Source organism: Ferrovum myxofaciens (assembly GCF_013181415.1).
Lineage (GTDB): Bacteria > Pseudomonadota > Gammaproteobacteria > Burkholderiales > Ferrovaceae > Ferrovum > Ferrovum myxofaciens.
This window is the reverse complement of sequence record NZ_CP053676.1, coordinates 1,390,656-1,401,901: the sequence shown is the minus strand read 5'-3', so window position 1 is coordinate 1,401,901 and position 11,246 is coordinate 1,390,656. Positions and strand designations below refer to the sequence as shown.

Sequence of the window (11,246 nt, the reverse complement as noted above, 5' to 3'; positions counted from 1 at the left end):
GTCGGAGCATGGGTATTGAAGTCAAAGGAAACAAGGTCCTGTACCCGGTGGCAGGGGTGGGTTTGGGGGCTGTGGCGGCAGGCATTCGCAAGACAGGTCGACTGGATTTGCTGTTGGTGACGTTGAGGGAAGGGACCCGGGTGGGTGCGGTATTTACCCGTAATCGGTTTTGTGCGGCACCCGTTCAGATCTGTCGTGAACATTTGAGTCAGAATTTGCCGCGGGCCTTGATCATCAATACGGGATGCGCCAATGCCGGGACGGGCCAGGCCGGACGGGCCGATGCACTACAAACCTGTGCGGAAGTAGCTGCCCGACTGGGACTGAGTACCCAGGCCGTCCTGCCCTTCTCTACGGGGGTCATTCTCGAACGTTTGCCCATGAAGCCCCTCCTGGAAGGGATTCCTCTTGCCGTCGGTCAGTTGAGGGCGGACGCATGGGAAGAGGCTGCGCGCGCGATCATGACCACGGATACTTTTCCCAAGTCGGCTTCTCGTCAAATGACGCTACAGGGACGAAGGGTAACTTTGACGGGTATTTCCAAAGGGGCAGGGATGATTCGTCCCAACATGGCCACCCTGTTGAGTTTCATTGCCACCGATGCCTGTATTTCTGCGCCTTTGTTGCAGCAACTGACGCGGGATGTAGCCGATCAGACCTTCAATCGCATCACGGTGGATGGAGATACGTCGACCAATGATTCCTTTCTTGTCGTGGCCACAGGAGAAGCAGGAAACGAGGAAATCGCCCGGGTGGATGAGGCGTACGAACAACTGTTCGAGGCCGTGAGTGCCCTGGCGCTGGAACTCGCTCATGCGATCATTCGAGATGGGGAAGGGGCCACCAAATTCATCACGGTACAGGTGGAAGGCGGGCGGGACGAGGCCGAATGCTTGCAGGTGGCCTATGCCATCAGTCATTCTCCTCTGGTCAAGACGGCTTTTTTTGCCAGCGATCCCAATCTTGGGCGAATTCTGGCCGCTATCGGTTATGCCGGGATCATGGATCTGAACGTGGAGGGGATCCTCTTGTACCTGGATGAGGTTCTGGTGTCTGAGGACGGTGGGCGGGCCTCCAGTTATCGCGAAGAAGAAGGGCAGCGTGTCATGGCGCGCCCCGAGATCACCGTCCGGGTAGTGTTGGGACGGGGTACGGCCACGGCACGGGTCTGGACCTGTGACCTGTCCCATGAATACGTCAGTATCAACGCCGACTATCGGAGTTGATCCATGATTCTTCCGGTGGTGGCCGGAATCCTGTTGAATGGGCGCGGTGGCTATCTTTTGGCGCAACGTCCGCCGGGCAAGATCATGGCGGGATTTTGGGAGTTTCCCGGTGGGAAAGTGGAAGCGGGCGAAACCCTGCGCCAGGCGCTGGACCGCGAACTGGAAGAAGAGTTGGGCATTCGGGTGAACTGCGCCACGCCCTGGATGAGTCGGCAGTTCGACTATCCCCATGCCCGGGTAGTGGTGAGTTTCTTTCGTGTTCTGGCTTGGTCCGGTACACCCCAGGCTTGTGAATTTCAAAAATTGAGTTGGTTTGATCCGGAAGAGGCTTTGCCCGAAGGGTTTGCTCTTCTGCCGGCTAATTTACCTTTGATTCGTGCACTGTCCCTGCCCCCCGTTTATGGTTTGACACGGGCTCATGAATTGGGGGAGGAGCCTATGCTGACGGTGATCGATGACGCATGCAGGCGCGGTTTGCGTCTGCTTCAGGTGCGCGAGAAATTTTGGTCGGCTGAACAAATCGCATGCTTTGTACAGAAGATCCGGCAGCGCACCCAACCCTGGCCCCTCCGAATTCTGGTCAATGGAGATCCTGAACTGGCGCAGAGGACGGGGGCCGATGGCGTTCACTTGCCTGCCCGTCTTTTGGAGATCCTGAAAGGTCGTCCGGACTTGCCCTGGGTGGGCGCTTCCTGTCATTCCCGGACTGAGTTGGAACAGGCTCAGGGGTTGGGTGTGGATTTTGCGGTGTTGGGGCCGGTATGTCCCACCCAGACACACCCGGCAGCCCACCCTTTGGGGTGGCCTGAGTTTACAGCCCTGCGGCATGAATCTCCCCTGCCCGTCTATGCCCTAGGGGGGCTCACCGGTCTTGCATTGAATCAAGCCATACAGCAGGGAGCCCAGGGTATTGCCGTGATGCGTGGATTGGAAGATTGGGCAGAGGAGAAGATTCCCTCACATCTCTGTGGTCAGGAATCGGTCTGATCGAGGGGTTGGGGCCAGCGATAGAAGTTGGGGTCGGCAGGAGAAGGGCGTGTGCGGAATCGTTTATGGCTCCAGTAGTATTCTTCCGGATATTGACGGGCCATGGTTTCGATGAACCGATTCATGCGCTGAAGATCCTGAGTCAGATCTGCGCCGGGAAAATCTTCCCAGGGGGGAAAAAACTCCACCTCGTAGCCTTCATGATTGGGCAGGCGGTGGCAAGCGCAGGGGATGACCCGAGCATTGCACTGGCGCACCAGCCAAGGCAGGGTGGGTACCGTAGCTGCGGGAATGCCGAAAAACGGGATGAAGTGGGAGTCCCGTTCCCCAAAATCCATGTCTGGCAGGAAATAAAGTAACCGTCCATCCCGAATAGCCCGAATCAGAGGGCGTAATCCTTTTTTTCGTTCCAGCATGAGCACATCGCCCAAACGGTTACGGGCTGCACGCAAGCGCTGATCGATGAGCGGATCCTTATGGGGGGTAAAAAAGCCCACCCCGCGAAAATGCATTCCGATCAGGGCCCCCTGCATTTCAAGGCCCACCATGTGCGGACTCAGACAAATCACTGGACGGTCGCTGTTCTGCGCATAGTGGGCATTTTTGAAGCGCACGAGGCGTTGGATGCGGGCGGGAGGAGACCACCACAGGATGCCAAGTTCCAGGACACTGCGGATCAGTGCGGTGAGATGGGCACGGGTCAGGCGTTGACGTTGGGCGTGCGACATCTCGGGAAAACAGGCATGCAGATTGATCGCGGTGGTGCGCCTGGCCCGTCCCTGTGCTGCGATAAACCCGAGGGGGATGGCCAGAGCCGCAATGACCCGTAGGGGGAGGCCATGGATCAGCCAGAGCAGTCCCAGGAGCAGACGGGTTCCCATGTTTCTTTCAGTCAATCAGAAAGAGCGTAGGGCAGCGGGAGAATGCGCAGGGCCTGGGGTGTGGCTTCCTCGGTGACGAGGTTTGAAGATTCCTCGCCAGCGATAATGGCCAGCCCTTCGTATTTGCCCTGCTCGTTTTTGATGCAGGAGAAAACCTCTCCCGTCACTTCACCTCCATGCAGGATCGAGGTTCCCACCGGAACCGCCGAATCCAGAGCAATGTGCAGGGCGCGCCGTTTGACCTTGCCGAGGTAGTGGGTGCGCGCTACGATTTCTTGTCCGGTGTAACAGCCCTTGCGAAAACTGATTCCCCCAATCCGGTCCCAATTCAGCCATTGGGGGATATACCGGTCGGTGGTCAGGGGGGTGACTTCAGCAATGCCTTCGCGCACATTGCCCAATTCCCAGAATTGGGAGGACAGATCAAGGGGAACAGACAGTTCGGCCAGACGCTGGGGTGGAGCAATGATCAGAAGTCGGTCAGGGGAAAGACGCAGGCGCCGGACTCCTGACTGCTCGTCCTGTCGTCCCGCCGCCGGTAAAGGGTTCAGGCCGGCAGATTTGGCGACCTCTTCTAGATCCTGTCCCATCAGACCCAGGGCACTGAAATGGGGATGGGCCTCCTCGATCCGTACCTTGGAACGAAGGATGAATGGGCGTAGCCGGGACAGTATGAGTTCACTCATACCCATAGGTGCATCCAGCAGGAAAGTTTCTCCTGTTTTAACGACAAGGGTGGTGAATAAGACCTTTCCCTTGGGAGAGCAATGGGCAGCCCAGCCGAAATTGTCCGGGCCCAGGGTCAATAGATCAAAGGTCAGTTGACCCTGGAGAAAGTGCAGGGCATCCGAACCCGTTACCTGGATCAGGGTACGGTCCTTCAGGGAGATCCAACCGGCAGAAAAATCAAACATGGCAAAATATCCTAAGTGTTCTTGAGCATGCTTCGCTCCACCGTTGTTATGCTTTGATCCACGGAGGGAGGAGCATGACTTCTTCAAGTGCAGAGGGTTTGGAAAGCGCCGGCATGGTCCGGGTCATTCTCGGGCCAGCAGGTTTCTTGTGGGTTCCTTGGAGTCTGGGCAATCTGGTGGGACTCTGGACCCTTTGCCATTGTACCGCCCGTTTGGGGATTCTGGCTTGTTTTGGGGGCTGTGTGCAAGGATTGATTGCTGGATGGGAAGCACGTTCTTTGGCAAAGCGAAGCCAGCACGCAGTGAATCGCCTAGATTTGTCCTGTCGCGGCGAGGTGCTGGTGCATCGCTGTTCTGGGGAGCGGCAGCGTGGACGGGTAGGCGTGGGATGCCGAGTGAGTCCCTTTCTCGTCATTCTGTATTGGCGTGAGGAAACAGGGCGGTATGCGGAACCCGTGGTTTTGGATGAACAGAGTGCTGCCCCGGAAAAATTGCGTAAACTGCGGGTCTTGTTGCGGCATCCGTTATAATTGGAGGTTTATTCCCTCTGAGGGTCCCCGCCCATGACCTCTTCCCTGGTTACCCTGCCTGGCCCTCGTGCCCTTTCCAAATTTCGTGTGACGCGCGAGTTGGCGCGGTTTCAGGCACAACAGATCCCTGTGATTCATTTGGAGGCAAACTTTTTTCACTGTGCGGAGGTGGCAGGGGCCTGGAATGAAGAAAAGCACCGACGTCTGAAAGATCTCCTGACCTATGGATCCAGGGAAAGCGAGGATACTTCCGGCCCACACCATGAGCCTGAATTGAAACTATGGGTGGTTCCGCGTTTGGGTACCCTCTCCCCTTGGTCGAGCAAGGCCACGGAAATCGCCCAGCGTTGTGGTTTGAGCGAGGTCAACCGGATCGAGCGCGGCATTTTGATTCAGGTATGGGCAAGACGTGCATTGACGACCGGGGAACAGGACGGGGTGCGGATTCAGTTGCATGACTCCATGACCGAATCGGTCCTGGGGGATATGTCTGAAATCAAACGCCTGTTCGAACTTCAGGCGCCTCAGCCCCTGATTTCCATCCCTCTTCAAGGGCAAGGACGAGGGGCCCTGGAAGCAGCCAATGGAGACTATGGCTTGGCCTTGGCGGAAGATGAAATCGACTATCTATTGAAACTCTACCAAACCGCAGGACGGGATCCGACAGATGCGGAATTATTGATGTTTGCCCAGGCCAATTCCGAACATTGCCGACACAAGATCTTCAATGCCTCCTGGGTGATCGATGGAGAACCTCAGACGGAGTCGTTATTTTCCATGATTCGGGCGACCCATGCGGCTCACCCCGCAGGGACCGTGGTGGCATACGCCGATAATGCTGCCATCCTGCAGGGGGGGGAGAGTGAACGTTTTTATCCGGAACCGGATTCCGGAATTTATCACTTTCATTCCCAGTTGACCCACCCCCTCATCAAGGTGGAAACGCACAATCACCCCACCGCCATCGCGCCCTTTCCGGGGGCTGCAACGGGCAGTGGTGGAGAGATTCGGGACGAAGCTGCTACCGGTCGAGGGGCCAAGCCAAAGGCCGGATTGAGCGGATTTGCCGTTTCGAATCTCCATCTGCCCAATTTTGCCCAACCCTGGGAGTCGGGTACGGACAGCAAGCCCGCCCGCATGGCCTCCGCTCTTTCCATCATGATCGAAGGGCCTCTGGGCAGTGCTGCTTTCAATAACGAATTCGGTCGCCCTCAACTGGCCGGCTTCTTTCGTACCTTCGATGCCTGGGTACAGGGGCAGCGCTGGGGGTACCACAAACCCATCATGCTGGCTGGTGGACTGGGTGCCATCGATGACCGACAGGCTTTCAAACGTCCCCTTGATCCGGGTTGTTTGTTCATTCAACTGGGGGGACCCGGTCTGCGTATCGGCTTGGGTGGTGGAGCGGCCTCTTCGGTGCACAGTGGCGCCAATACGGAAGCCCTGGATTTTGATTCCGTGCAACGGGCCAACCCGGAGATGCAGCGCCGGGCTCAGGAAGTGATCGATCGTTGTTGGCAGATGGAGGAGCACAACCCCATCCTGGCCATTCACGATGTGGGAGCGGGCGGTCTGTCCAACGCTTTCCCTGAATTGGCTCACGACGGAGGAGTGGGTGCTCACTTCGATCTGCGCCGGATTCCTTCCCTGGAGCCGGGGATGTCGCCCCGTGAAATCTGGAGTAACGAGGCCCAGGAACGGTTCGTTCTGGCCATCGATCCCCTCCGTCTGGAAGAGTTTTCTGCGCTTTGCGCCCGGGAATCCTGTCCCTTTGCCGTCGTGGGTAAGGGGACCCGGGAGAAACTTCTGCAGGTAGAGGATCCCCTTCTGGGTCAGATACCGGTCCACATGGAACTGGAAGCACTGCTGGGCAAACCTCCCCGTATGATACGTTCTGTCGTACACGAAAGTCGGCTCCTGACAGAACTCGAATTGCCGCCCGTGGCCGAGAACTTCCTGGAAGCGTTGACCCGCGTCCTGCATTTGCCCGCCGTAGCAGACAAGACTTTTCTCGTTACCATCGGGGATCGGACGGTGGGGGGACTCTGTGCGCGTGACCCTTGTGTCGGGCCGTGGCAGGTACCGGTGGCGGATGTGGCGGTGACGGCGGCAGATTTTGTGAATACGCGAGGGGAAGCCTTTGCCCTGGGCGAACGCTCACCCCTGGCGCTCCTCTCTGGTCCGGCTTCCGGGCGCATGGCCGTGGGAGAGGCTCTCACCAACCTGGCTGCTGCACAGGTTTCTTTGGAACAGGTGCGACTTTCCGCCAACTGGATGGCAGCGGCCGGAGCGCCCGGAGAAGATGCCCAGCTCTTTGATACGGTACGGGCTACTCGCGACCTGTGTATCGCCCTTGGGGTCAGTATCCCGGTGGGAAAGGATTCTCTGTCCATGCGCACGCGCTGGCAAGATGATCAGGGGTCGATGCAGCAGGTAACCTCTCCGCTGTCCTTGGTGGTGACGGCTTTTGCCCGCTGTGCAGATATTCGGACCACCTGGACCCCGGAACTGAATTCGGATGCGGAGCCCACGGAGTTATGGTTGATCGACCTGGGTCGTCAACGTCTGGGAGGAAGTGCACTGGCTCAGGTGTATGGGCAGGTGGGCCATCAGGCACCGGATCTGGAAGATCCCGCATTACTGAAAGGGTTTTTTGAGTCTTTGCAGGCGCTTCGTCAGGCGGACATCATTTTGTCCTACCATGATCGATCCGATGGGGGGGTGGTGGTCACGCTTCTTGAAATGTTATTTGCGTCAAGGCGGGGGATGACCCTCGATCTTGGGGCAGGAGTCCCTTCTGAACAAGGGTGGGCGTTCTGCTTCAACGAGGAATTGGGGGCGGTGGTTCAAGTGCGTCAGGTGCACCGGGCTCTATTCAAGGAAACGCTGGCGCGCCATGGATTGGCCGAAGCCGCGTACCTTCTGGGCGTTCCCGATGAGGGCGGACGCTTTCGAATTCAGTGGAGACACCAGGTTTGGCTGGATGAAGCGGTATCGGATTTGCATCGTCGTTGGGCGGAAACCTCTTTTCGCATCCAGCAATTGCGGGATCATCCAGACTGTGCGGCAGAAGCCCATGCTCGGATTGGTCAGGAGGCAGGGTTATCTAGCGCACTCACTTATGGGACGGATCAGGATATCGCTCTTCCTTACCTCCTCAAGGGAGCCCGGCCCCGTGTTGCGATTCTGCGCGAGCAAGGAGTCAATGGACAGGTGGAAATGGCTATGGCTTTTGATCGTGCGGGGTTCGATGCGGTGGATGTGCCCATGAATGACCTGCGTTCCGGTCGTCAGGATCTTCAGTCCTTTGCAGGTTTTGCTGCCTGTGGCGGATTTTCTTTTGGCGATGTGCTGGGAGCTGGCGGGGGCTGGGCAAAATCCATCCTGTTCGATGAAGCCATGCGGGCACGTTTCGAGACCTTTTTTCAGCGCAGTGATACGTTTGCACTGGGCGTATGCAATGGGTGTCAGATGATGAGTGTGCTCTCTCCCCTGATTCCGGGAGCTTCCCACTGGCCTCGATTTGAGCGCAATCGTTCGGAGCAGTTTGAGGCACGACTGATCATGGTGGAAGTGCTGGATACGCCTTCGCTCTTTTTGAAGGGTATGGCAGGAAGCCGAATTCCCGTGCCGGTAGCCCATGGCGAGGGACGGGCAGAATTTCATGGTGAAGCGCAACGAATCGCTGCACGCCCCTGGGTGACCCTGCGTTATGTGGAGGGGGATGGGCAACTCGCCAAAACCTATCCCGCCAATCCCAACGGTTCGCCGGAGGGGATTGCCGGACTGACGACGCCCGATGGCCGGTTTACCATTTGCATGCCGCATCCGGAAAGATTGGTTCGTTCCGTGCAAGGGTCCTGGAAAGCCATGGAATGGGGTCAGGATGGCCCATGGATGCGCATGTTTCGAAACGCACGGGCTTTTCTGGGCTAGTCTGCTCCCAGGAAAGCCCGTGTTTTCAGGGCACCGCCCGACCCACTGGCCGGGCGCGGATTAAACAAGGATTACTCGCCTTCCACCTTGGCTTTGCTGCGCAATTGCTGGATATACTCGCCAAAAGCCTGTTGTTCCCGCGCCTGAGCCAGGCGACCCTTCATTTCGTCAAAGGGAGGGGCTTTCAGGGGGCGAATGTCCAGTACGCGGATGACGTGGTAACCAAAGGGCGATTTCACCGGGGTGGTGGAAGTTTCGCCTTTCTTTAATTTGACCATGGCGTCGCCAAAGTTCTTGTCGTAGGTGGCGGGAGCAGCCCAATCCAACTTTCCGCCATTGGCCTTGGAGCCGGGATCGATACTGTTTTCCTTGGCTAATTTCTCAAAACTGGCGCCTTTTTTGAGTTGATCGATGATTTTCTGGGCATCTCCTTCCTTGGCAACCAGAATATGCTCGGTCAAGTATTCGTGATCCCCCAGTTCGGCCTTCATGCGGTCATAGTCGGCATGAATGGTCTGATCGCTCACCGGGTGGTCCTTGATCCAGCGAGACTGGAAGGCTCGGACCGTGAGTTGTTGACGCATCAGGTCGATTTGGGCTTGCAGATTAGGGTCCTTGGTAACACCCTCTTTGCGCGCCTGATCATTGATCAATTCCAAAGCCACCAGATTGTCGCGTACGGCATGATCCAGTTCGGGACCTGCGGCATGTCCCTGAGCGATCTGCATATCGGTGACGAGTTTGATGCGTGCGCTGGGAATGGTGCTGCCGTTGACCACAAGCGGAGCGCTGGAAACTGCGGATGAATTAGGGGAGGTCGGCTGACTTTGCTCGGCATAGGCGAGGGTCAAGGCCAAAGATCCACCAACCAGTGTCAGGGACAGGAGGGTTTGCTTCAGTTTCATCAATGACATTCCTTTTAGGAGGGAGGGGGAGATAATTACACTCAGGGGCTCTGCACGTCAAGTTGCAGGGCATGAATTTCTTTGCTCATCAGAGAACTCAGTGCGGTGTGAACCATGCGGTGAGCCTCCAGGCGGGAACGATGACGAAAGGCTTCTGCCACGATCCTTACCCGATAATGCCCCCCACCCTCCCGTGCGCCGGGATGACCCAGATGCTGGGCGCTGTCATCCTCTATTTCCAGGATTGACGGGGAAAGATGAATCAGGCAGGCGCGGATCTGTTCTGCCGTGGAAGTCATGTGCGATCCTCGAGAAAGCGAGAGAGATAAATTCCCTGGGCGATCACGAAGACCACCATCAAGGCCATTAGTCCAAAGACCTTGAATTTGACCCAGATGGCCTCAGGATAGGAAAAGGCTACATAAAGGTTGAGCAGTCCCAGTACCATGAAAAAGAAACTCCAGGCCAGATTCAGACGGGTCCAGATGGGTTCTGGCAGGTGCATCTGGTGGGACAGAACGGCTTTGAGCGGATTGCGTTTGAGTAACAAGGGACCCAAGGCCAGAATGGCGGCAAAGATCCAGTAGAGAACCGTGGGTTTCCAACGAATGAATACGGTGGCTTCGAGTCCGGGAATCGGGTGCAGGTGTGTCCAGAGAGTCAGGCCGCCAAAGATCGTGATGACCGAGAAACCGATCCAGGCGGTGAGATCCACGGGTTTGCGGCACAGGAGCAGACTGCCGATCTGGAGGATGCTGGCTGCAATGGCCGTACCGGTGGCCCAATAAATCCCCCCCCACTGATAGGCGATGAAAAACAGAACCACCGGGAAAATATCAAACAGAAATTTCATACGCACGCAGTAGAAGTCGAGAATGAAAGCAATGTACCATAAAAACAGTTTGTTATCTAAGTCCGTGGAATCGTGGGATGAGGTTGATTCGCGCATCATCGAGGAGTTTGATATGATGGTCCTCCTAAAGGCTTACCTATTTTAATGAAAAACATAGACTTGCATAACCATTCCCAGATTTCTGACGGGCTCCTGACACCGCGCGCCGTGGTGGAGTTGGCGGTGGCCAATGGGGTGACGGGATTTGCTTTGACCGATCATGACAATTTGGCTGGACTGGACGAGGCTCAAGCCGTGGCCACTCAGTTGGGGCTGGACTTCATTCCGGGTGTGGAAGTGTCAGTGACCTGGAATCGTCACACGATCCACGTAGTGGGATTGGGGGTGGTGCGTACAACTCCTGTCTTGCAGGCGGGATTGGCCAAGCTTCGTCTGGGGCGTCAGGATCGAGCGGAACGCATTGCCTATGAACTGGCGCGCGCGGGAATTTCAGGGGCTCTGGAAGGCGCGCGACGCCATGCGCATAACCCGGAAATTCTGGCGCGTCCCCATTTTGCGCGTTATTTGGTGGAGCAAAAGGTGGCGCGGGACGTGGCCACGGTATTCAAGCGCTTTCTGGTCAAAGGGAAGCCGGGTTATGTCAGCCATGTTTGGGCGGAATTGGGGGATGCGGTATCGTGGATTCAGGCGGCCCATGGGTTGGCGATCCTGGCGCATCCCGGCCGTTATCCCTTGTCTGGAAAGGAATTGGCACAGTTGCTCGATGAATTTGTCGAGGCCGGGGGGCGCGGGTTGGAAGTGGTGACTGCCAACCATACCCGTGAGCAAGTCGATGAATTTGCGCACCAGGCCAACAAGCATCAATTACTTGCCTCCCGAGGGTCGGATTACCATGGTCCTGGTGAAAGTCGTTTTGAGCCGGGGCGTTTACCCCCCTTGCCCGCGCATTGTCATCCGGTCTGGGAGGATCCGTCCTTGAGCAACTATTTTCATCCTGAACTCCAGGGAGTTTGA

10 protein-coding genes are annotated in these 11,246 nt (G+C 57.0%); 5 read left to right on the top strand and 5 right to left on the bottom strand.

What is annotated here, in order from left to right; genetic code table 11:
• Positions 1-8: 8 nt before the first annotated feature.
• Positions 9-1,226, top strand: coding sequence for a bifunctional glutamate N-acetyltransferase/amino-acid acetyltransferase ArgJ (argJ, locus tag HO274_RS06815; RefSeq protein WP_273117964.1), 1,218 nt, complete (start codon positions 9-11; stop codon positions 1,224-1,226).
• Positions 1,227-1,229: 3 nt separating this feature from the next.
• On the top strand, positions 1,230-2,213 hold the full coding sequence (locus HO274_RS06810; RefSeq protein WP_273117961.1) for a Nudix family hydrolase: 984 nt from the start codon (positions 1,230-1,232) through the stop codon (positions 2,211-2,213).
• On the opposite strand, the gene HO274_RS06805 is transcribed toward HO274_RS06810, so the two are convergent.
• Positions 2,198-3,094 carry a lysophospholipid acyltransferase family protein gene (locus tag HO274_RS06805; RefSeq protein ID WP_273117959.1) on the bottom strand — a complete coding sequence of 299 codons (897 nt, stop codon included), beginning with the start codon at positions 3,092-3,094 and terminating at the stop codon, positions 2,198-2,200. The genes HO274_RS06810 and HO274_RS06805 overlap by 16 nt on opposite strands.
• A gap of 11 nt (positions 3,095-3,105) precedes the next feature.
• Positions 3,106-4,008 carry a CAF17-like 4Fe-4S cluster assembly/insertion protein YgfZ gene (gene ygfZ / locus HO274_RS06800; RefSeq protein WP_273117957.1) on the bottom strand — a complete coding sequence of 301 codons (903 nt, stop codon included), beginning with the start codon at positions 4,006-4,008 and terminating at the stop codon, positions 3,106-3,108.
• A 74-nt stretch (positions 4,009-4,082) separates the two neighbouring features.
• Here ygfZ and HO274_RS06795 point away from each other — a divergent pair, with 74 nt between their 5' ends.
• Positions 4,083-4,538: a hypothetical protein gene (locus HO274_RS06795; RefSeq protein WP_031597780.1), complete on the top strand. Its 456-nt coding sequence runs from the start codon at positions 4,083-4,085 to the stop codon at positions 4,536-4,538.
• 33 nt (positions 4,539-4,571) lie between these two features.
• Positions 4,572-8,474: a phosphoribosylformylglycinamidine synthase gene (gene purL, locus HO274_RS06790; protein ID WP_273117954.1), complete on the top strand. Its 3,903-nt coding sequence runs from the start codon at positions 4,572-4,574 to the stop codon at positions 8,472-8,474.
• A 71-nt stretch (positions 8,475-8,545) separates the two neighbouring features.
• On the opposite strand, the gene HO274_RS06785 is transcribed toward purL, so the two are convergent.
• The 3 genes from HO274_RS06785 to HO274_RS06775 are packed head-to-tail and all read right to left on the bottom strand — an operon-like array spanning position 8,546 to position 10,232.
• Positions 8,546-9,379, bottom strand: a complete 834-nt coding sequence (locus HO274_RS06785) for a peptidylprolyl isomerase (protein WP_035417597.1) — start codon at positions 9,377-9,379, stop codon at positions 8,546-8,548.
• Positions 9,380-9,420: 41 nt separating this feature from the next.
• Positions 9,421-9,678 (bottom strand): BolA family protein, encoded by a 258-nt coding sequence (locus HO274_RS06780; RefSeq protein WP_273117950.1) that lies wholly within the window; start codon positions 9,676-9,678, stop codon positions 9,421-9,423.
• On the bottom strand, positions 9,675-10,232 hold the full coding sequence (locus tag HO274_RS06775) for a septation protein A (RefSeq protein WP_031597787.1): 558 nt from the start codon (positions 10,230-10,232) through the stop codon (positions 9,675-9,677). The genes HO274_RS06780 and HO274_RS06775 overlap by 4 nt, the downstream gene beginning before the upstream one ends.
• Before the next feature lie 144 nt (positions 10,233-10,376).
• Between HO274_RS06775 and HO274_RS06770 the strand changes: the two genes are divergently transcribed.
• The gene (locus tag HO274_RS06770) at positions 10,377-11,246 is read left to right on the top strand and encodes a 3',5'-nucleoside bisphosphate phosphatase (protein ID WP_273117945.1); all 870 of its coding nucleotides are present in this window, start codon (positions 10,377-10,379) and stop codon (positions 11,244-11,246) included.

Coding starts and splice junctions, on each gene's coding strand:
- HO274_RS06775 (WP_031597787.1), bottom strand. CDS start 10,232: ATGAAATTTCTGTTTGATATTTTCCCGGTGGTTCTGTTTTTCATCGCC.
- HO274_RS06795 (WP_031597780.1), top strand. CDS start 4,083: ATGACTTCTTCAAGTGCAGAGGGTTTGGAAAGCGCCGGCATGGTCCGG.
- argJ (WP_273117964.1), top strand. CDS start 9: ATGGGTATTGAAGTCAAAGGAAACAAGGTCCTGTACCCGGTGGCAGGG.
- HO274_RS06770 (WP_273117945.1), top strand. CDS start 10,377: ATGAAAAACATAGACTTGCATAACCATTCCCAGATTTCTGACGGGCTC.
- HO274_RS06810 (WP_273117961.1), top strand. CDS start 1,230: ATGATTCTTCCGGTGGTGGCCGGAATCCTGTTGAATGGGCGCGGTGGC.
- HO274_RS06780 (WP_273117950.1), bottom strand. CDS start 9,678: ATGACTTCCACGGCAGAACAGATCCGCGCCTGCCTGATTCATCTTTCC.
- purL (WP_273117954.1), top strand. CDS start 4,572: ATGACCTCTTCCCTGGTTACCCTGCCTGGCCCTCGTGCCCTTTCCAAA.
- HO274_RS06785 (WP_035417597.1), bottom strand. CDS start 9,379: ATGAAACTGAAGCAAACCCTCCTGTCCCTGACACTGGTTGGTGGATCT.
- ygfZ (WP_273117957.1), bottom strand. CDS start 4,008: ATGTTTGATTTTTCTGCCGGTTGGATCTCCCTGAAGGACCGTACCCTG.
- HO274_RS06805 (WP_273117959.1), bottom strand. CDS start 3,094: ATGGGAACCCGTCTGCTCCTGGGACTGCTCTGGCTGATCCATGGCCTC.